This window comes from Butyrivibrio sp. AE2032, from assembly GCF_000702965.1.
The window spans coordinates 1,444,178-1,464,441 of the sequence record NZ_JNLF01000003.1 but is presented as its reverse complement, the minus strand read 5'-3'; the positions used below and the strand labels follow the sequence as shown (position 1 = coordinate 1,464,441).

At 44.1% G+C, this 20,264-nt stretch carries 17 protein-coding genes; 6 read left to right on the top strand and 11 right to left on the bottom strand.

What is annotated here, in order from left to right; all coding sequences use genetic code 11:
* Positions 1 to 2 precede the first annotated feature (2 nt).
* The 3 genes from BO18_RS08500 (at position 3) to BO18_RS08490 (ending at position 3,607) form a co-directional block, all read left to right on the top strand.
* Entirely contained in the window at positions 3 to 1,121 is a 1,119-nt protein-coding gene (locus tag BO18_RS08500; protein WP_051688587.1) for a DnaD domain protein, read from the top strand.
* A 288-nt stretch (positions 1,122 to 1,409) separates the two neighbouring features.
* Positions 1,410 to 2,390: an ATP-binding protein gene (locus BO18_RS08495; RefSeq protein WP_034445363.1), complete on the top strand. Its 981-nt coding sequence runs from the start codon at positions 1,410 to 1,412 to the stop codon at positions 2,388 to 2,390.
* Between the two features lie 2 nt (positions 2,391 to 2,392).
* Entirely contained in the window at positions 2,393 to 3,607 is a 1,215-nt protein-coding gene (locus tag BO18_RS08490; protein WP_034445362.1) for a ribose-phosphate pyrophosphokinase, read from the top strand.
* A 35-nt stretch (positions 3,608 to 3,642) separates the two neighbouring features.
* On the opposite strand, the gene BO18_RS08485 is transcribed toward BO18_RS08490, so the two are convergent.
* From BO18_RS08485 to BO18_RS08450, 8 genes are all read right to left on the bottom strand, one after another.
* The gene (locus tag BO18_RS08485; protein WP_034447179.1) at positions 3,643 to 4,287 is read right to left on the bottom strand and encodes an HAD family hydrolase; all 645 of its coding nucleotides are present in this window, start codon (positions 4,285 to 4,287) and stop codon (positions 3,643 to 3,645) included.
* A gap of 10 nt (positions 4,288 to 4,297) precedes the next feature.
* Positions 4,298 to 4,927 (bottom strand): lactate utilization protein, encoded by a 630-nt coding sequence (locus BO18_RS08480; protein ID WP_034445360.1) that lies wholly within the window; start codon positions 4,925 to 4,927, stop codon positions 4,298 to 4,300.
* A 30-nt stretch (positions 4,928 to 4,957) separates the two neighbouring features.
* A complete protein-coding gene (locus BO18_RS08475) occupies positions 4,958 to 5,479 on the bottom strand; it encodes a hypothetical protein (protein ID WP_051688586.1) in 522 nt (173 codons plus the stop codon).
* 140 nt (positions 5,480 to 5,619) lie between these two features.
* Positions 5,620 to 7,239, bottom strand: a complete 1,620-nt coding sequence (locus BO18_RS08470) for a S1C family serine protease (RefSeq protein ID WP_051688585.1) — start codon at positions 7,237 to 7,239, stop codon at positions 5,620 to 5,622.
* A gap of 92 nt (positions 7,240 to 7,331) precedes the next feature.
* Positions 7,332 to 7,604, bottom strand: coding sequence for a hypothetical protein (locus BO18_RS08465; protein ID WP_034445359.1), 273 nt, complete (start codon positions 7,602 to 7,604; stop codon positions 7,332 to 7,334).
* 72 nt (positions 7,605 to 7,676) lie between these two features.
* Complete coding sequence (galE, locus tag BO18_RS08460; protein WP_034445357.1) at positions 7,677 to 8,693, bottom strand: UDP-glucose 4-epimerase GalE; 1,017 nt, start codon at positions 8,691 to 8,693, stop codon at positions 7,677 to 7,679.
* Positions 8,694 to 8,813: 120 nt separating this feature from the next.
* The gene (locus tag BO18_RS08455; RefSeq protein ID WP_034445355.1) at positions 8,814 to 10,043 is read right to left on the bottom strand and encodes a UTP--glucose-1-phosphate uridylyltransferase; all 1,230 of its coding nucleotides are present in this window, start codon (positions 10,041 to 10,043) and stop codon (positions 8,814 to 8,816) included.
* 174 nt (positions 10,044 to 10,217) lie between these two features.
* Positions 10,218 to 11,927, bottom strand: coding sequence for a GH25 family lysozyme (locus tag BO18_RS08450; RefSeq protein WP_081860964.1), 1,710 nt, complete (start codon positions 11,925 to 11,927; stop codon positions 10,218 to 10,220).
* A gap of 147 nt (positions 11,928 to 12,074) precedes the next feature.
* Here BO18_RS08450 and pap point away from each other — a divergent pair, with 147 nt between their 5' ends.
* On the top strand, positions 12,075 to 13,556 hold the full coding sequence (gene pap / locus BO18_RS08445; RefSeq protein ID WP_034445352.1) for a polyphosphate:AMP phosphotransferase: 1,482 nt from the start codon (positions 12,075 to 12,077) through the stop codon (positions 13,554 to 13,556).
* Positions 13,557 to 13,582: 26 nt separating this feature from the next.
* Positions 13,583 to 15,169, top strand: coding sequence for a dicarboxylate/amino acid:cation symporter (locus tag BO18_RS08440; protein WP_034445351.1), 1,587 nt, complete (start codon positions 13,583 to 13,585; stop codon positions 15,167 to 15,169).
* 72 nt (positions 15,170 to 15,241) lie between these two features.
* On the opposite strand, the gene BO18_RS08435 is transcribed toward BO18_RS08440, so the two are convergent.
* A complete protein-coding gene (locus tag BO18_RS08435) occupies positions 15,242 to 16,951 on the bottom strand; it encodes an MATE family efflux transporter (protein WP_034445349.1) in 1,710 nt (569 codons plus the stop codon).
* Between the two features lie 182 nt (positions 16,952 to 17,133).
* Positions 17,134 to 18,093: a D-2-hydroxyacid dehydrogenase gene (locus BO18_RS08430; RefSeq protein ID WP_034445348.1), complete on the bottom strand. Its 960-nt coding sequence runs from the start codon at positions 18,091 to 18,093 to the stop codon at positions 17,134 to 17,136.
* 127 nt (positions 18,094 to 18,220) lie between these two features.
* Here BO18_RS08430 and BO18_RS08425 point away from each other — a divergent pair, with 127 nt between their 5' ends.
* A complete protein-coding gene (locus BO18_RS08425) occupies positions 18,221 to 18,529 on the top strand; it encodes a DUF1848 family protein (protein ID WP_034445346.1) in 309 nt (102 codons plus the stop codon).
* 215 nt (positions 18,530 to 18,744) lie between these two features.
* On the opposite strand, the gene BO18_RS08420 is transcribed toward BO18_RS08425, so the two are convergent.
* The gene (locus BO18_RS08420; RefSeq protein ID WP_034445345.1) at positions 18,745 to 20,226 is read right to left on the bottom strand and encodes an L-fucose/L-arabinose isomerase family protein; all 1,482 of its coding nucleotides are present in this window, start codon (positions 20,224 to 20,226) and stop codon (positions 18,745 to 18,747) included.
* Positions 20,227 to 20,264 lie beyond the last annotated feature (38 nt).

Below are 20,264 nucleotides of genomic sequence, written 5' to 3'. Positions count from 1 at the left end.
TTATGATGGGGCGAGTTACAATCAGTTCTAATTGTGGGGAGGATTCTACTTATGTTTCCAACATCTTTATTGACGAATACATGCAGGACGCAAACGATGCGCAGATTAAGATCTACCTCTTTTTACTGCGTATGATGAGTGCGAATTTACCTACCAGTGTTCCCGCTTTGGCAGATAAATTCAATCATACAGAATCGGACGTTGTACGTTCACTTAAATATTGGGAGAAAAAAGGACTTATAAGCCTTGAGTATGATGCTTCACAGAATCTGACTGGGATTCATATGGAGGACATCGTAGCAAGATCTAAGCTTAATTATGGAAGAAGAAGGAGCGACTCTGTAGCAAGACCTGTGCTTGCTCCTGTACAGCCAGAGCAGCCAAAGACTCCTATGGCAGTAGTTCCAGAAAAGCCTAACTATTCTGCTGCTCAGCTCAAGGCCTTTAAAGAATCCAGTGGTTCAAACATACTGTTCGTTGCTGAGCAGTATTTTGGAAGACCACTTAATACAAGTGAGATGACTACCATCTACTACATTCAGGATGAGCTGTCATTCTCAGACGACCTCTTGGACTATCTGATGCAGTATTGCGTCGATAATCATAAGAAAGATTTCAGATACATGGAGAAGGTGGCCATTAACTGGAATCAACAGGGCATCAAAACGCCAAAACAGGCTCGCACAGAGATCTACAAACATGACAGTGATCTCATCACTATCATGAAGGCACTCGGTATGGAAAACAGCCCCACTGAGAAGGAATGTACCTTCATTAACAAGTGGCGCAAGGAGTTGGGATTCTCGATGGATATTATTATGGAAGCCTGCGACCGTACTGTTATGGCGACACAGAAGAACCGTCTCAAATATTGCGACAGTATTCTTCGTTCCTGGCATAGTGAAGGAGTGAATTCCAGGGAGGATATTGCCAGATTAGATGCCAATTTTACTGCGGATCTCGCAAAGAAGAAAAAAACGGCTTCCGTATCATCCATCGATTCCAAACTTCGCCTGGGCGGATCATCTATTCGCTCTGACGGAACCCAGAACCGCTTTAGTCAGTTCCAGCAAAATACATATGATTTTGTTGAACTTGAGAAGCAGCTTCTGGACAATTAAACCTACTGTCTGATTGGGGAATCAGATAGCATGGAAATCACAAGTTCGGCCCTGTGCTTTGGTTTAGCGGCGGTTATTAACCTTCCCTGAAACACGTACAGGGCCATACTTTGGCTACTATACAGAGCCGAGACTCGAAAATGCGTTGCATTTCCTCGTTGGCGGATATCCGCCAAATAGAAACATCTTCAAATGCATCTATCTGAGCAAGCTCGATATCTGCATTTGTATATGTTTCTGCTTGGCTCTGTATAGTAGCCAAGTTACCTCAACCATTAAGGAGACACCATGGCTCTTACAAACGCTCAGTACGACAGCATAATGCATGAATACGAAGAAAGGCGCTCTCTCCACAGGCAGGAGCTGGAGGAGAGGCTTCAAAGCGTCTACGACAACGTGACCGGCTACAAGGAGCTGGACGACGAGACAGCTTCAGCCAGCGTTGAGTTTGGAAAAAGACTCCTATCCGGAGAAAGGCTTGACCGAAGCCTTCTTAGAGCACAACTGACAGAACTGGCCAAGCGCAAGGCTCTTCTTTTATCAGAGGCAGGATACTCCTCTGACTATCTTGATATGGGTTACACCTGTCAGGACTGCAAGGATACCGGTTATGTAGGCAACGAAAAGTGCCATTGCTTTAAGCAAAAAATAATCGAAACTCTTTATGACAAGTCCAATCTCAGAGCCCTTACAAAATCCAACAATTTCAGAAAAATGTCCGATGAGTATTACTCTGGAGAAGACCTTAAGAGATTCATCGGAGCCAGAAAGGCTGCTGAAGATTTTATAAATAATTTCAACACTGACTACCAAAATCTATTTATTTATGGTACAGTAGGGACTGGTAAATCCTTCCTGTCAATCTGTGTGGCCGACGAATTGCTTAAAAAGGGCCATTCCGTGATTTATTTCAGTTCTATTGGATTATTTGAAATGATCGCAGAAAGCACATTTGACTATAAAGCCAAGGAAGAACTAAGAGCTCTCTATGAAGATATCTATAACTGTGAGCTGCTTATCATTGATGACCTTGGTTCAGAGAGAATAACAAATCTGGTTACTTCAGAGCTGTTCTCACTACTTAATGAGAGGGATAATCGCAAAAAATCTACGATAATTACCACTAACTTTTCGCTTGAGGGATTACAACAAACATATTCGGATCGTATCTTTTCACGGATTACAAGCAACTTCAGAGTGCTTAAACTTTCCGGACCGGACATCCGAAACAAGAAGAAGATCGCCAAAAAAGAAAGCGAGGATTTTTGATAATGTCAAAGAGAGAAGAGAAGCGTAATCTGGAGACCATTCCTGTAGGGTCCCTGGGCATGATCCCATTAAAGGGCACAAGGCCTCTTGCAGAGAAGGTTGATTACTATCTCGTTAAGTGGAGAGCTGAAAGAGAGAACGAACACAAGGGCAGCCTTGCATTTACAGGCTACGAGCGCCCCACTTATATTCTTGATGCTGAGATTCCAAGATTTGGAACAGGCGAAGCAAAAGGCGTAATCAAGACTTCTGTCAGAGGAGATGACCTCTTCCTTCTGGTAGATGTATGTAACTATTCAGAGACCTATTCATTATTCGGTCAGATCAATCACATGTCTCCTGATGATCACTATCAGGATCTTAAGAGAATCATTGCTGCTGTTGGTGGTAAGGCAAGAAGAATAACTGTTATCATGCCTTTCCTCTATGAATCCAGACAGCACAAGAGAAGTTCCCGCGAGTCTTTGGACTGCGCAATTGCTCTTCAGGAGCTTGTTAATATGGGCGTTGACAACATCATCACCTTTGATGCTCACGATGCCCGTGTACAGAACGCAATTCCTCTCAATGGTTTTGAGACTGTACGCACCACATATCAGTTTATTAAGGCTCTGCTCCGTAACGTAGACGATCTCCAGATCGATTCAGAGCACATGATGGTTATTTCCCCTGATGAAGGCGGAATGAGCCGAGCAATATACCTTGCTTCAGTTCTTGGACTGGACGTAGGAATGTTCTACAAAAGACGCGACTACACACAGGTTGTTGATGGAAGAAACCCTATTGTTTCCCATGAATTCCTTGGTAGCAGCGTTGAAGGAAAGTCAGTTATCATCGTTGATGACATGATCTCTTCCGGCGAGAGCATGATCGATGTAGCTAAAGCTCTTAAGGAGCGCAAGGCTGCAAGAATATACGCATTTTCAACCTTCGGTCTCTTTACCGGTGGTTTGGAAGTATTTGATGAGGCTCACAAGCAGGGACTCATCGACAAGGTTCTCACTACAAACCTTATCTATCAGACTCCTGAGCTTCTTTCAAGAGACTGGTATATCAGCTGTGATATGAGTAAGTACATTGCTTACCTCATCGACACACTTAACCACGATGCTTCTATCAGTGATCTGTTAAATCCTGTAGAACGTATCAACAATATCATTGAGCGCTACAAGAGCGGAGAACTCAAGGCTTCCATGGAGGCCGAGAAGAAGGCATAAAGAATTTAAGGCTGTCACTTATGTGACAGCCTTTTTTATAATAATCCTCTAATATCTAATAGCTTATCTACTCTTGCATAAAGCTTTCTCTGCACTTCCTCGTCAGGCTCTGTAAGATCCGGGACCATGATTACGTTGCAACCAGCGAGGTAGGCACTGGTGACTCCGTTAGGGGAGTCTTCTACTGCGAAGGTTTCCTTGGGATCAAGGCCAAGCTGCTTACAAGCATAGGCATAGATGTCGGGGGCAGGTTTCCCGAGTTTGACCATGTCGGAGCAGATTATTCTGTCGAAGTGATCGAAGAGGCCCAGTTTTAACAGGTAACCCTTGGTGCGCTCGTAGTCGTTTGCTGTGGCAATGCAGGTCAAGATGCCATGTTCACGAAGCCAGGTCAATATCTCTTTTGCTCCTGGCTTAAGTGGTATCCCATTCTCTGCAAGAATATCAGCCACAAGCTTTTTTCTGTACTCTCTCACTTCGTTGTAATCAAAGTCTTCTCCGAACCACTCCTTAAAACGCTGTGGTGCAAAGGGACGGCCTAATGATCTAAGCTCCAGGGGCATCCAAGGCTCCATCTCATAGCCAAAGTGCGCAAGAGCCTTTGGCCAGGCAGTCTGGTAAAATTTTTCTGTATCTGTTAATGTTCCGTCAAGGTCAAAAATAACTGCTTTAATATCCATATCCGCCTTCTTAGAATCCAAGATTATCATTCACAAGGATAACATGAATCCTGTCTGCATGTCTTGAATATCTTGTAATAAGGAACTGACAGCAGATGGTGTCCGGGGACTTGCAGTCCATGCACTTTCCGGTCTTTGCACAGGGTGTTGAAAGGCCGAAGCGCTGAGCGTTTATTGGAGCTGCCACATTTCTTGCTCTCTTCATGGCGCTGTCCAGATCTCCACATACCTTGTTCATTCCCACAATGAAAATAACCTTCTTTGGTCCCTGGGCTATGGCAGAAACTCTGTTGGAATTACCATCAATATTCACCAGAATGCCATCATCAGTCATGGCGTTGGTGCTTGCTATAAAGAAATCAGCATCATAGGCTGCCAGCATAGCTGCTCTCTTATCCTCGTAAGCATCCCTGTCAATAAAGTTGTAGTCTCCATTTTTAAGAACTTCCACAAGGCCAATCTCATGGGCGCTCATAGCACCTCCCATGGTCACAGAACTCTTTTCAGGGATCAGCTCCATAGCCTTTTGCATGGCCTCAGCCTTTGTTGCAGCGTAGTACCCCTTCATATTTCTGGACTCCAGCCCTTTTATCACTGTCTGTGCCAGAAGTTCATTCCTCTTAAAAACTACATCATTCATCTTGTAGTCCTCCAATTCTTTTCTCAAACATTACTCTTTCCTAGGTCCTTGGGGGCCGGGAGCTCCACCATTTCCCATTCCATTCATGCCATATTTTTTCATAACCCCTTTCATAAAAATAGGCTGTACCAGGAATATAAGGATAAAGCCTGCCACAAAACAAATAGCAAGGGATGAAAGAAACATGCCCCAGAAGTTCAGCTGAGCAGCTCCTCCACTTTGCTTCATGGCCATTTTATATGCAAAGAATACCATAGCGAGAGTTATAACAGGGGTATAGATCAGGTCAGAAATAAAGGTTTCCAGGAGCCTTGCCTTTATACTGCCTCTTTCCAGTTTAGCCTTGGCACGTGCACCCTCGGATACTTTTCCCATGGGGATGATAAATCCAATCAGGAGGCTTATGATAGAACTGATCACAAAGCTGATTACAAAGCCTATGGGGGTAAAATGCCCCGAGGTGAGAGTTCCCACAAGTGACAGACAAAAACTCATGGCAATACCCATTCTTATAGACATTGCCCTTCCTACTTTCATCATCATTTCTTCCATAAACCAGTCTCCTTTTTGATCAGTAAAAAGAATAAATATACGTTTATCTGATTATATCATCCCCGACTATCTCCCCACAATCAAAAAACCGCGGATAAGCTACTGCTTATCCGCGGTAAATATAACATATTTGTTTGTTATCAGTGACCTCCGTTGCCTTCCTGTCCCTGCTGTGGCTGACCACCTTTGTTTCCGGGCATTGCAGGCTGCTGTGATCCATCATACTGATCCTTAGAGTCCTCTGTTCCGGCATTTGTATCACCACTATTTGATAGTGTTGATGCACTTCCAAGAGTTACGTTAAACGTCTGCTCTGCGTAGTCACTTCCGTTCTGTCTCATGACCTTAACTGTTACATCAGTTCCTGCCTCATAGTACTGGAGCCTAGTCTGAAGATCATCCATTGAAGTGATCTCCATACCATCAAACTCTGTTATAACATCGCCCTTCTGGATTCCTGCTGCCTGAGCTCCACCACCCTGTGAAACCTCTGCAACATATACGCCCTGAGGGATTCCATAGTAAGAAGAAACATCTGAAGTTACGCTTACCCCTGAAATTCCAATGTATCCTCTATCTTCATCTGACACCTTGAGAAGTGTCTTTTCATTCATGAGCTTATCAATGATAGGCTGAGCAAGTGAGATAGGAATGGCATATCCCATACCTTCGATGGTTTCGCCACCGATCTTGTTGGAGTTAATTCCAATTACCTCACCCTGAAGGTTAAGAAGAGCTCCACCCGAGTTACCGGGGTTGATGGCTGCATCTGTCTGAATAAAGGTCTGTGTCACGCCTTCCGACATCTCCACCTCACGATTTATGGCAGAGATAACACCTGTAGTAACAGACTGTCCATAACCAAGAGCATTACCAATTGCTATAGCAGGCTCTCCAAGTTTAAGAGAATCGCTGTCACCAAGTGTTGCGATCTTGATGGCATCTTTTGTATCAGCTGAAATGTCATCAAGCATAACTGCTATAACTGCCAGATCCATAGTGGAATCTGTTCCTTTAACTGCCGCCTCAACAGTGCTTTCATCAGCAAAGATAACCTCAAGAGAATCTGCACCTTCCACAACATGGTAGTTTGTAGCTATGAGAAGCTCTGTATCATTTTCTCCAACTATGATTCCACTTCCTGAAGCTGTCGCCTCTTCCTTCTGAACATAACCGAAGTAATTTGCAGAAGCCGTATAATTATTGTGGATTATTACCATGGCAGGCATAACTTCTTCAACAACTGCAGTTACATCTGTAACCACTGCCTTGGTCTCACCTGTCACAGTGGTAGTCTTTATATCAGAATCTGCCTTTTCAACTGTAGTTTCTGTTGCCTCAGCCTTTTCCCCAATAGCTTCTGCCTGAGCATTACTATCCTCAACTGCCACCTCAGCAGCACTGCCTGATCTTCTGGTTATTGTAGTATATGCAAATCCCACACCACCTACGATAAGAGATAAAATGCAGATGGCTGCGATAACCTTGGCTACCGTATGCTTCTTTTTTACAGGAGCTTCCGGTGGTACCATTCCTCCGGCAGCATTTGCATTGTACTGATATGTACCATAGGTTGGCTGTCCGTTCTGGTTGTAATTGTAGCTGGACTGGCTGTAGGAATAACTCGGGGTATAACCTGTGTTGTTATAAGAGGTCTGTGGCCCCTGGGAGTTGTATCCGCCCTGATTATATAAATTACTCTGGCCACTATAACTTCCGCCATTAAAAGAACTTGAAACATTTTTATCATCTTCGTACATGATAATGTCCTTCCTTTCGCTTTTATGGCTTTAGTATAGTTTTCAACTGTGACTAAATTGTGTTTTAAATCTTATATAAAAATTAATAATAATTAATATTCGTCTTCCTCGATGACCTGTATCTCCATATAGTCAAAAGAGACATCCTCGATAAAAGCGTCCTTCGTAAACCTGCACTTAGCATGGATCTGGAAGTCTTTCACAGTATTATCAAGCCAGATGGGCTTTGGAAGATCCATCTCATAACAGGCCTTTTCTATGGAATTCATCACCTTGTGTGTCCTGGTGTCAAAGGTCTCATCACAGACCACCATATCCTTCAAAAGGTGGTTGTCCTGTATGAGCTTCACCCATAGTCTAAACATGTTTTTCTCCTTCAAAAAATGGGACAGAGAACCTACCTCTGTCCCACAAAATGTCTTTATAACTTAATCAGATCAAGCATCGTAACCGTTAGGGTTCTGGCTCTGCCATCTCCAGGAATCTTCGCACATTTCTTTGATTCCGTTCTGTGCTTTCCAGCCAAGCTCTCTCTCAGCCTTATCTGCCTTTGAGTAGCAGGTTGCTATATCTCCGGCACGTCTTTCCTTGATCTCATAAGGAATCTTAACACCTGTTGCATCTTCGAAGTTCTTTACAATATCAAGCACGCTGTAGCCAACGCCTGTACCAAGGTTGTAGATATTAAGTCCGCTTCCTGGAGCAAGCTTTGCAAGAGCCTTTACATGACCGATCGCAAGGTCAACTACATGAATGTAATCGCGGACACCTGTTCCATCATGTGTATCATAGTCGTTGCCGAATACATTGAGCTTAGGAAGCTTTCCAACTGCAACCTGTGTGATATAAGGCATAAGGTTGTTAGGAATTCCATTAGGATTCTCACCAATTGTTCCACTCTTGTGAGCTCCGATAGGATTGAAGTATCTAAGAAGAACTACATTCCACTCCGGATCAGCTTTCTGGATATCAGAAAGAATCTGCTCAAGCATGGACTTAGTCCATCCGTAAGGATTTGTGCACTGACCCTTTGGGCACTCCTCTGTAATCGGGATCTGTGCAGGGTTTCCGTAAACAGTTGCTGATGATGAAAAGATAATGTTTTTGCAACCATGCTTTCTCATCACATCTACTAATGTAAGAGTTCCTGTGATGTTGTTATCATAGTATTCCCATGGTTTCTGTACAGACTCACCAACAGCCTTAAGTCCTGCGAAGTGGATAACGCTGTCAATCTTCTCTGCAGCGAAAATCTTCTCAAGGGCATCTCTGTCTCTGATATCTGCCTCATAAAAAGGAACCTTTTTGCCTGTAAGGGCCTCTACTCTCTCAAGACATTTCTTGCTGGAGTTTGCCAGATTGTCCATAACTACAACATCGTGTCCTGCATTCTGAAGCTCTACTACTGTATGGGAGCCAATATAGCCTGCTCCACCTGTTACAAGAATTGCCATATCTACCTCTTTTCTCATTACTGGTTGTAATGTTTTCTTTATTGGAATTCTAAAGAAATTCGCCAGTCATTTCAACTTACTTTTGTTACAACAAGCTGTCATTTTGTTAACTGAGCCTTTTTACAGCTCAATTCCGTTCATTTTGCAGAGCTCTCTTGCTGACTCAACTGAATCAATACCCTCTTTATTCTTGATAGGAGCAAACTCATGCTCTCTTACTACTTCGTAAGGAAGGCAGGTATCAAGCTCATGGATCATATCAAGAACCAGCTGCTCAAACTTGCAACCGTTTGGAGACTCAGGCTTTACAAGGTTAGCATTCTCATCAATATATGGAATCTTCTTCTCAACAACGTGGAGAGGAAGTGTATTCTTTGCGATCTCGTTAAGAGCCTTCTCATTGAACAGGTAGTTAAGAATTACACCGTAGTTATAAGCAGGATCACCATTCTCATCCTTAGCATCCATCATTTCCTGTGAAAGCTCGTAGTACTCAACAATTGAAGGTCTGCCATCCTCAAGACACATTACACCAACCTTCTCATCTGGGGCGTTCTTTCTAACAACCTTAGCGCCACAGTCTACGCCTGCATCAAGAGTAGCACCAACAAAGCAAGGATCAGCGATTCTCTGAAGCACGTTATCTACTGCAAAGATATCAATCCACTCGATACCTTCCTTGAGAATAAGATCACGAAGACCTGCCTTAAGCATTGAAGAATACCAGCCGGCATTTCCGTTAGGAGATGTAGAGATCCTTCCCTTACCCTCCATGTATACCTTTCCGTCATAGTCTGAAGCTGGAGCCATGTCCTGCTTGAAGAATGTGATCTTCTCCTCTGGATAGCCAAAGAAATTGTGCTCCTTAAGGAAAGAAATTGTAGCATCATTGTTCTTTTCACTTGTCATGATGAACAGGCGGATATATGCTCCGTCAGCCTGCTTAACTGTATCAAGAAGGTTTTCGATGATTCTCTGGAAGATGAAAACAGGCTTTGTAAGACCGATATCATACATTCCCTTTGGGTTATCTGAGCCAAGTCTTGTGCCCATTCCTCCTGCAAGAAGGCAGGCAGCAACCTTTCCTTCCTTCAGAGCCTTTACACCAATCTTGGTAAACTCCTCTTTTTTCTGCTCTATCTCAGATACCTGAAGGGCTGCAAGAGGCTTAAACTCTCCTCTTCCTTCGCTCTTTCCAAGGTTCTTGCAGTTCTCAAGGACTGCGAAATCAGTCTCATCGATCTGCTGTAAAAGCTCAGCCTTCTCAGCCTCGCTAATTTCATCAAAATATTTAAGTACATGTAACTGTCCAAACTGTTCAAGTTTCTTCTTAGCTTCTTCTAAGTTCATATATAGTTATACTCCTCTTTATATTAAGTTTCCTTTACTGCTTCAATATAATACCACATACCACTCTATCAAAAAAGAGTAAAAATCGCCATAATATCGGCAAAAAACCCATGTTGATTAGCTATTATTCGCCAACCAACATGGGCTTTAATTCACTTATTTGTTCTGAAGTTATCAGCCGCCTGTCGCAGGTGCAGCTGCTGCAGGATCTGCTGCCGGTGCTGCCTCAGGAGCAGGTGCCGGAGCGGGAGTTCCTGGAGTCCAGCCTGCAGGATCTACAAGAAGTCCGTTCTTGTCAAATGTGCAGTTAACACCTTCCAGAGGAACCGTAACCTTCACAAGCATCTTTCCATTGTTGCCATCGAAGAATCTCCATCCGTCTGGCTGCTGTACCCAGCCAACAACCTGATGTCCGTCTGTAGGATCAAGGTAGTATACACCGTCCTTAAGAGATGCCATTCCAACAACCATCTTGCCATCCTCAGCAAAATAGAAGTTCTTTCCTTCAATTGCATTCCAGCCTGTAACCATCTTTCCATCAGGTCCGAAGTAATATCTTGCTGCCACATCTCCTGACCATCCGGTAAACATAACGCCGTCTTCTCCAAAGAGGTATGCAGCCTTCTCTATTGTCTGAAGTCCTACTACTGCTGCATTTCCAGGTCCAAAGTAGAATCTCTGTCCCTGCTCATTTGAATACCATCCGCTGACAGCTATTCCGTCTGCACCAAACATGTACTTGCCTGTCTCCAGAGCGATCATACCTGTCTGCATGATTCCGTTGGCGTCAAAGTAGTAAAGCTTATCTCCGATCTGGGTGAGTCCTGTGCGCATCACGTACTGATCATCAAAGTAGCGGATACCATCCTCAAGCTGCAAGAAGCCTCTCTGGCACACACCATCTGCATTTGCGTAATAAACAGTTCCGCCCAGGTTCAAAAGACCTGTTCTTCTCACACCATTCTCATCAAAGTAATAATGTGCTCCATCTATATCTGCAAAGCCCACAGCTGCAAGTCCACCTGCCTCAGGATTCAGGTAATAGATTCCGCTCTCATCCTGGAACCATCCGGTCTGGATAAATCCGTTCCCATCAGCATGGTACTTCTGACCGCTTAAGTTGATCCAGCCATACTGTTTACGGTAGTTGTGGTAGTAGTAAACATGTCCGCCCCAGCTGTTGAAGCCCTCAGGAATGATCCTTGAGAAGTAATCAACATACAGGTGGTTTACATCTACTCTTGTAGGAATTCCGGCATATGTAGCATGGGAACTTGACTGCCACATAGCATAATCTCCGGGATAATCACAAGCTGAGTTGTACTGAGCCACCCATTTTGCAGAAGAAATATTGGGCATTCTTCCCATAAACCAGTTCCTGCTGGCATAAACCATAGGCTCGTATCCGTTTGCATTGATAATGCCACAGAAGGTATCTGCTATAGCCTGAAGCTGAGCTGCGTTAAGTCCCTTCTGGCAAGAATCCTCTATATCGATAGCGATTGGGAATGTTACTGTGTATGGAGCGATCCAGGCAAGAACCTGATTCGCCTCAGCTGCTGCAGCTTCCGGAGTAGTAGCATAGGAATAAATGTAAATACCTGTACGGATACCTGCTGCATTAGCTCCATTGATGTTGTTGATAAACTGTTCATCAAGTCCCTTCTTGGTTGTACCAACCCTTATCATGGCAAATCTGATGCCCTGGGACTTAACCTGCTGCCAGTTTATTCCTCCCTGATACTTGGAAACATCGACACCTACTGCAACTTCTGGGCCGACGGCCTGTGACCTGATGCTCGCACCGGGAAAAAACAACAACGCGAAAATAAGACCAAGCAAAACGCCTGTAGACAAAAAGAACCCTCGTATACTTTTTTTCATACCTCTCCCCTCATTTTTTACAAAATACTTAACATTTATTATATAGGAAATACTTCTTCCTGGCAATGAAAAAACCCGCTATTTATCTATGGTTTTGTGGTAATATATTATTATAAAAACGTGCATTTTTCATAAGGAGGAACGCTTATGCTTAAGGATTTTATCAAGGCTGATTTACCGGATGAAGAGGAACTGAAGTCCAAGCTCAAAGAGGAACGAGCTCACCTTTCTGCGTCCCAGATGAAGATCAAGGAAGCAGGTCTTCCTGTCATGGTCCTTTTCGAAGGTTGGAATGCGGCGGGAAAGGGCGCTGTTATCGGCAAAGTGATCCGCAACATCGACCCCAGATTTTTCAAAGTCGCAACCATGGACCGTGAACCAAGCCAGGAAGAGAAGCGTTATCCTTTCCTGTACAGATATATAAAAGAAATCCCTGAAGCTGGTAAGTTCAGGTTCTTCGATACCTGCTGGATGGAAGAGATCGTCGACGGAGTTATCGACAAGAAACTTACCGATGACCTTTATGAAAAGAGAGTTCACTCTATCAACGTTATTGAGCGTCAGCTCTGCGATAACGGATACCTTGTCATAAAGTTCTTTTTCCATATATCAAAAAAAGAACAGAAAAAGAGACTTGAAGCTCTCCAGGACAGCAAAGACACCAGCTGGCGCGTAGACAAGGAAGACCTTCTTCAGAACAAGCACTACGACAAGTGCCTTGAGGTCTTCGATCGTTACCTTACTGATACAAATCAGTCCAGAACACCCTGGTACATAATAGATGCCACCGACAAGAAGTGGGCGGAACTTCAGGTGCTTCAGTTCCTCAATCAGGGAATTGATATCGCGCTAAAGAACCAGAAGATGAATGTTCCTATTCTCCAGAACACCTTCCCTATGGAGAAGATTGGCAAGCTCTCTGAGATTTCCCTGGATGACAAGGTGATGACCAATGAGGAATATGACGCTGAACTTGACCGCCTTCAGAAGGAACTTAAAGACCTTGGAAACAAGGTTTACCGCAAAAAGATTCCTGTTATCATCGCTTACGAGGGATGGGATGCAGCAGGAAAGGGCGGAAACATCAAGCGGATCACAGAGGCCCTTGACCCAAGAGACTATGTAGTTGAGCCTATCGCAAGCCCTGAGCCCCACGAAAAAGCAAGGCATTACCTATGGAGATTTTGGACAAGGCTTCCTAAGACTGGTCACATCACTATCTTTGACCGCTCCTGGTACGGCCGTGTTATGGTAGAGCGCCTTGAGGGGTTCTGCTCCGAAAACGACTGGCAGAGAGCCTACAACGAGATCAATGAATTTGAAAAAGAGCTAAGTGAGTGGGGCGCAGTTATCATCAAGTTCTGGGTTCAGATTGACAAAGATACCCAGCTCCAGCGCTTCACGGACAGACAAAACACTCCCGAAAAGCAGTGGAAGATCACCGACGAGGACTGGAGAAACCGCGAAAAATGGGATCTTTACGAGACAGCCATCGACGAGATGATAGAAAAGACCAGTACCTCTTTTGCTCCATGGCATGTCCTTGAGTCAGTTGACAAAAAGTACGCCCGCATAAAAGCTCTGAAGATTGTTATAGAAGAGATCAAGAAAGCTCTTGATGAGAAATAATATCAACAAATTATGGGAGATCAGCCATGTCTGAGATAAAACGGTTCGAACGCAAATTAAACGAAGAAGCTATAGTTGAGATAACAGAATCTCTCGGAACATGGCTGGCAGAGAAAAAGGTAAAGAGCAAAAACCGCACCATCTTTATGCTTGAATCTATTCTCCTTGACCTGAATACCCATTTTGAAGATGAGCATGATATAACTGTCCTTTTGGTCAAAAGATTTGGCCGCTTCACTATCAAAGTCTTATATAGTGGGGAATCTTTCAATCCTTCCAATGATGACGTAAGCCCTCAGACAAGGTTCTACCTTGAAAACCTGGGACTTGTTCCATCCTGGAGCTACAAAAAAGATCTCAACGAGATTTCTCTTGAGGTCCCTAAAAATCCCATGAAAGATGAGAGCCTTCTGATATTGGCTGCCATTGCTGCCATCATCTCAGGGATCCTTTTGCCCCTGCTGCCTGGGGACATAGTATCATTCATCTCTCAGTATATACTTCAGACTCTTGCAGATGTGTTCATGAACCTGCTCTTTGTCTTTGCAGGACTGCTCATCTTCTTCTCAATCCTGTCAGGAATATGCGGAATGGGAAGCGTCTCTGATCTTAATACTAAAGGAAAATATATGATGTCCCGGACTATGCTGGAATCTGCAGCTGCATCCTTTGTGTGCACCTTTGTCCTTATACCCTTCTATAAATTTACATATGGAGAGTCCGGAAGCGGAGGCGGCCCCCAGGAAATCTACTCACTGATCACCGCCATCATCCCATCAAATCCCATTACTCCTTTCATTGAAGGGAATATGCTACAGGTATGCATAATAGCCATGATTACTGGAACTGTTATGATCATCCTCGGAAACAGAGTCGATCAGGTAACGATCTTTGCTTCCCAGTGCAGTTCTTTATTCCTCAGTATTGTTGAAGCCGTATGTAAGTTGCTGCCCATATACATTTACGCAAGCCTTACTATACTGTTCGTCCAAAACGGCATCGGGATGATCCTTACCCTGTGGAAGCCCATCGCCGTGTGCATCGGAATAAACGCAGCTCTGGCACTTATCAGGATGTTAATGGTAAGCTTCAAATACAAGATAAGCCTGCCTGTTCTCTTTAAGAAAATTTACCCCACTTTCATCATCGCACTTACCACAGCATCTTCCATGTCAGCATTCAGTACATCCCTTGAAGTCAATGAAACCAAGCTGGGCATTGATAAAAGCTACAACAATTTTGCCACACCATTAAAAAATCTCATGTATGGCCTGACGATACAGGTATCTCTCATCGTTATAATATATTATCTTACAGAATACAGCGGTATTCCCATAAGTCCTTTCTGGTTCATAAACGTCTGGATCATCGCTGTCCTTATAGAACCGGCAATACCACCGATTTCAGGGGGACCGCTTGTCTGTGTCGGCATCATCATGGATCTGTTTGGTATACCCAGATCAGCTCTTGTTCTGGCAGCAACGCTTTCTCTTTTATTTGACTTTATCATGACCGCATCAAAATCCGTTCTTATACATATGGATGTAATAGAAGAAGCAGACCATTTTGGCCTGCTTGATCTTGATGCGCTTCGAAAAGCTGATAATAAGTAATGGCTTAGCAGCGTTTGTTTAATCCATCTCTATTTTGAAAATGTTGCTGAAGTAAGTCTCATATTTTTCCCCTTACACTTCCACGAAGAGATTGTTTAGATTAAAACTGCTGGTATATACAACATTTTTTGAAAGCTTCATTATCATTTTGATACCAAACCCGCTATCCGGGGCGGTACCTTCGCAGACCTTCTCGTAGTAGCGGGAAGGGTCAAAGTGCCTGCAGTTATCCTTGATGCTAATTTTGGTGGTCTCTCCCGAGCGGATGAGCTTGACTATCATGCTATTGCGATGCCCCGGGACAAAGCCGTGCACTACGGTATTTTTGACCATCTCCTCGACGAAAAGAGAAAGATATGTGCTTTTTCTTTTTTCCATGCCCTTATCCATGCAATAACGGTAGACCTTTTCGGAAGCTTCCATGCCCTCTTCAAGGCTGTTTATATTAAATGTTATAAAATCATCCTTACTGATATCATATTTTTTCGGAGAAACAAGCATCATAAACACGAAATTCGAAACAAGGGCCATGGTATAGCAAACCGTGTATGATACGAAGAGCCCGTCAGATCCCATGATCCTTGTAAGGATCCAGGCAAAGCCGCAGCAGTAGACCACATTTGTAAGGATATTGGTGACGGATGTATACCTGGGACAGCCGATTGCCTGTACATTTTTTTTCAGGATACACTGAAGAATGTCAGGGACAAGGCAAAGGGCTGTGATCGACAGGGCTCTTGCGGCCATAGTGATATATACAGCCTCATCTGCCTTGATGAAAAGCCTTGAGATCGGTACCCGGAAAAAGAATGTGAGCACCGTTATAAGGCACATGACCACTGCTCCGGAAATTGCAGCACCGGTCAAAAGAGATTTTGCACCGCTTTCGTCTTTTTCACCGAAGAGGACGCCTTCCAGCAAAAGAATTGCTTCTCCCCAGCCGCTTATGAGCACGTCCGTAACAACAGCAAAGTTGTTGGCTACCAGAATGCTGACAAGTACCCCTCTGTCCATTCCGCTAAGTACCAGGGCATTCATAATGGCCGACCTTATAACAAGGCTTCCAAAATATGTAAGGCTTGGGGTTCCGTTTTTTATTATCTCGAAGACGTAGTAAGGCCTGAAGCTCTTAATTGAAAGATGGAACATTTTAGATTTATTCAGAAAATAGATCAGCATGTAAATAAATGCGACGATGTTTGAAAACGAGGTGGCAAGCGCCATTCCCGTGATACCCATCTTAAAGACGAAGATATTTGCCACATTTCCCAGGGCATTGGTTATGAGCATGCTGACGGAAGCATAAATTAGTACGTTTTCATCGCCCTCTAGCATCAAAACACACATGAGAACATCAAGAAGAAAGATTTCCGGTATACCGGGGGCGTAGCCTCTTAAGTATCCCGACATATCCCGGATCTGACCGGGGACTTCAGCGCTTGCTCCAAGAAGAAGTGATAATTGTCCCGCAAATACAAACACCAAGACGCCGATAGCTATGGATGTAACTGCGGCCATGCAGGCTGCGGTGCAAAGGACCTGCTCAGCCTCCCTGATCTTGCCCCTTCCCATGAAATGAGAGCATGTGATCTGGGTTCCCTTGGAAAACAGGCAGCTTGCTGCAATCAAAAAAGAGCTGACCGGAAGAAACAGGGCATAGACCTGCAACGCCTCTGCGCCGTAAGCCTGTCCTGTCATGATCGTATCGATCAGCTGATTACAGGGCATGATCAGGTTGATGACAATATTCACCACGACCATCTGCCTGAAAAGCCCGTTCATGATATCGTTTTGTCTGCTTTTTGTTTTTATTTTATTCCCCTCATATGCAGAACGTCTTTCCGTTCACGAACCTACCGTATATTATAACATACCCCTTTATGCTAAAAATATTAAGAGTCACTAAACTTAAAATGTTGGCGGTCGGGTTAATACGACCTGTTTTAAGGTGAACATTTTAATTCTTAATTAACGATATTTCTTGGAGTTCCGTTCATCCAGCCTTGAATGTTTTTCTTAACTTCATCAAGGCATCTTTTTCTTGCCTCTGTGCTGGCCCAGGCAAGATGAGGTGTGACGATGAGGCGCCCACTATCCTGGATCTTAAGAAGTTTAGAGTCTTTAGCCATAGGCTCAGGATTTAGTACATCAAGTCCTGCAGCCCTGATGGTGTCATTTGCAAGGGCTTCATAGAGGTCATCTTCTACCACCACTGCTCCTCTTGCTACATTTATAAGGATGGCTGTTTGTTTCATTTTCGAAAAAGCCTCTTTGTTAAAGAGATCTCTTGTCCTGTCGCTAAGTGGGCAGTGAAGAGAAATAATATCTGATCTTGTCAGCAGTTCATCAAAGCTTACCTGCTCATAGTCTGTACAGTCGCTGTGGCCTGATGATGCATAGAAGATCACATGTGCTCCAAAGGCTGTTGCAATCTGAGCTACCTTCCTTCCGATATTACCCATACCGACAATTCCATAGGTCTTGCCTGCAAGCTCCTCGTAAGGAATGTCCAGACAACAGAAATGCTCCTGGTTTGCATAATCACCAGACTTAACAAACTCATCATAGTGGCGAAGATTCTCCATGAGATAAAAAAGCATTGCAAAGGTGTGCTGTGCAACTGAATCTGTCGAGTAGTTGACCACATTGGCAACCTTAACGCCATGTCTGTCGCAGGCAGGAATATTGGCATTGTCATAACCTGTTGCAAACTCACATATAAGCTCAAGCTCAGGCGCATCATCCAAAAGCTTATCAGTGATCTGGCTTTTATTTATGACAAGAACCTTTGCTCCTGCCAGTCTTTCTTTTGCATTATCTTCATTTACCTTATCGTCGTAGTATGTAACTTCTCCCAGCTCATCGTAGATGCTGTAGTCCATATCTGTTCCGACGCTGTCTCTGTCTGCAATAACTATTTTCATTTGCTTCTCCTTAGTGTGAATTGTCCTGTCATGGTATTATAACATTATATTTACAGCAAAGATGTGGATTTGTTGTGATATCGGAATTGTTTTTCATTTTATTTTAGTAAGGTATCGGTGAACCATAATGATCATTCAGACCGGCTCCCGCACTGACATTCCGGCCTTTTACGCCGACTGGTTTGCCCAAAGACTGAAAGAAGGCTATGTCTATGTGCGCAATCCCTACAATATGACCTATGTGACCAAGTACATACTTCATCCTTCTGTGGTGAACCTTATCAGCTTTTGTTCCAAGAATCCAAGGCCAATGCTTAAGTACCTTGACCTGCTTCGGCCCTTTGGAATGTACTGGTATGTAACAATAACCGGCTACGGAGTCAAGAAGAACATTCAGGCTTGGATGAACGGAACTCCAAGAAACATAGTGAACTAACATAATAAAAACGGCGGTGTCCCGGGAGGAACACCGTGGAATCTACAGTTTTAAGCTTTATTGGGATAGCGTTTCTAGGGCTGTTTTATTATGAGTCAAATAGAACCGTCCCCAATGACTCACACCATTTCTGCCAAATATAAGAGCCCCTTCTTGCGAAGGGGCCCTTGTCATCTTCAAATATATCCTGCCATGTGTGGCAATCCGTCATGCAATCAGCAGCAGAAAGGATTCTCTGTTGGATAAGGAAGAGATGCAGGCTGGTTGTAGCCGATTGTCTCTGCGCCAACATACTTAAATACTTCGAAAAGAGCCTTTCCAAAGTGACCGAAAGCAACTGCTCCGTGGTGAGGGAAGTTGTTCTGGATAAGAACGTGTCTGTAGAATCTTCCCATCTCAGGAATAGCGAATACACCGATACCACCAAATGATCTTGTAGGAACATTGAGAACCTCGCCCTGTGCAACATAAGCACGAAGGTGGTTGTCAGAAGTGCTCTGCAGTCTGTAGAATGTGATATCACCAGGCTTGATGTCTCCCTCAAGAGTTCCCTGTGTAACTTCCTCAGGAAGGTTACGAGCCATGATTCTCTGGAACTTCATCTCGCAGCTAGCAAGCTTGCTTGTGCATGTATTTCCGCAGTGGAATCCCATGAATGTATCTGTGTGCTTGTAGTCGAACTTGCCCTTGATGGACTCGTTGTACATATCAGCAGGTACAGAGTTGTTGATATCAAGAAGTGTAACAGCGTCATCAGAGATGCATGTTCCGATGAATTCACTGATTGCGCCGTAGATATCTACCTCGCAGGATACAGGAATTCCGCGTCCTGTAAGTCTTGAGTTAACGTAGCAAGGAACAAATCCAAACTGTGTCTGGAATGCAGGCCAGCACTTACCAGCGATGCAGACAAACTTCTTGCTGCCCCTATGAGCCTCAACCCAGTCAAGAAGTGTAAGCTCGTACTGAGCAAGCTTCTCAAGGATCTCAGGCTTCTTGTTGCCGGCACCAAGGTCATTCTCCATATCCTTAACTACATCAGCGATTCTAGGATCACCAGCATGCTTGTTGAAGCTCTCGAAAAGATCAAGCTCTGAGTTCTCTTCGATCTCTGCACCGATGTTGTAAATCTGCTGGATAGGTGCGTTGCATGCAAGGAAGTTCATAGGACGAGGTCCGAATGCGATAACCTTAAGGTTTGAAAGACCATAGATAGCTCTTGCAATAGGCACGAACTCGTTGATCATCTTAGCGCACTCATCAGCTGTTCCTACAGGGTACTCAGGAATATAAGCCTTTACGCCGCGAAGGTGGAGGTTGTAGCTTGCATTGAGCATTCCGCAGTAAGCATCTCCTCTGCCATCAATAAGGTCGCCCTGTGACTCCTCTGCAGCTGCACAGAACATAACAGGTCCGTCGAACTTCTCAGCAATAAGTGTCTCTGAAATCTCAGGTCCAAAGTTTCCGAGGTATACGCAAAGAGCGTTGCAGCCTGCCTTCTTGATATCCTCAAGAGCTTCCATAGCCTGTGTCTCGCTCTCGATGATACATACAGGACACTCATAAACGTCCTTGTCGTTGAAGTTCTTCTTGTAAGCTTCTACAAGCGCCTTTCTTCTGTTTACAGCCAGTGAAGCCGGGAAGCAGTCACGGCTTACAGCTACCAGTCCGATTTTCATTTCTGGAATGTTGATCATAAAAAATCCCCTTTCTTACTCATTTGAATCTTAATTGT

Excerpts from the sequence above, each read along its gene's own strand:
- BO18_RS08500 (WP_051688587.1), top strand. The coding sequence starts at position 3 with ATGATGGGGCGAGTTACAATCAGTTCTAATTGTGGGGAGGATTCTACT.
- BO18_RS08495 (WP_034445363.1), top strand. The coding sequence starts at position 1,410 with ATGGCTCTTACAAACGCTCAGTACGACAGCATAATGCATGAATACGAA.
- BO18_RS08490 (WP_034445362.1), top strand. The coding sequence starts at position 2,393 with ATGTCAAAGAGAGAAGAGAAGCGTAATCTGGAGACCATTCCTGTAGGG.
- BO18_RS08485 (WP_034447179.1), bottom strand. The coding sequence starts at position 4,287 with ATGGATATTAAAGCAGTTATTTTTGACCTTGACGGAACATTAACAGAT.
- BO18_RS08480 (WP_034445360.1), bottom strand. The coding sequence starts at position 4,927 with ATGAATGATGTAGTTTTTAAGAGGAATGAACTTCTGGCACAGACAGTG.
- BO18_RS08475 (WP_051688586.1), bottom strand. The coding sequence starts at position 5,479 with ATGGAAGAAATGATGATGAAAGTAGGAAGGGCAATGTCTATAAGAATG.
- BO18_RS08470 (WP_051688585.1), bottom strand. The coding sequence starts at position 7,239 with ATGTACGAAGATGATAAAAATGTTTCAAGTTCTTTTAATGGCGGAAGT.
- BO18_RS08465 (WP_034445359.1), bottom strand. The coding sequence starts at position 7,604 with ATGTTTAGACTATGGGTGAAGCTCATACAGGACAACCACCTTTTGAAG.
- galE (WP_034445357.1), bottom strand. The coding sequence starts at position 8,693 with ATGGCAATTCTTGTAACAGGTGGAGCAGGCTATATTGGCTCCCATACA.
- BO18_RS08455 (WP_034445355.1), bottom strand. The coding sequence starts at position 10,043 with ATGAACTTAGAAGAAGCTAAGAAGAAACTTGAACAGTTTGGACAGTTA.
- BO18_RS08450 (WP_081860964.1), bottom strand. The coding sequence starts at position 11,927 with ATGAAAAAAAGTATACGAGGGTTCTTTTTGTCTACAGGCGTTTTGCTT.
- pap (WP_034445352.1), top strand. The coding sequence starts at position 12,075 with ATGCTTAAGGATTTTATCAAGGCTGATTTACCGGATGAAGAGGAACTG.
- BO18_RS08440 (WP_034445351.1), top strand. The coding sequence starts at position 13,583 with ATGTCTGAGATAAAACGGTTCGAACGCAAATTAAACGAAGAAGCTATA.
- BO18_RS08435 (WP_034445349.1), bottom strand. The coding sequence starts at position 16,951 with ATGAACGGGCTTTTCAGGCAGATGGTCGTGGTGAATATTGTCATCAAC.
- BO18_RS08430 (WP_034445348.1), bottom strand. The coding sequence starts at position 18,093 with ATGAAAATAGTTATTGCAGACAGAGACAGCGTCGGAACAGATATGGAC.
- BO18_RS08425 (WP_034445346.1), top strand. The coding sequence starts at position 18,221 with ATGATCATTCAGACCGGCTCCCGCACTGACATTCCGGCCTTTTACGCC.
- BO18_RS08420 (WP_034445345.1), bottom strand. The coding sequence starts at position 20,226 with ATGATCAACATTCCAGAAATGAAAATCGGACTGGTAGCTGTAAGCCGT.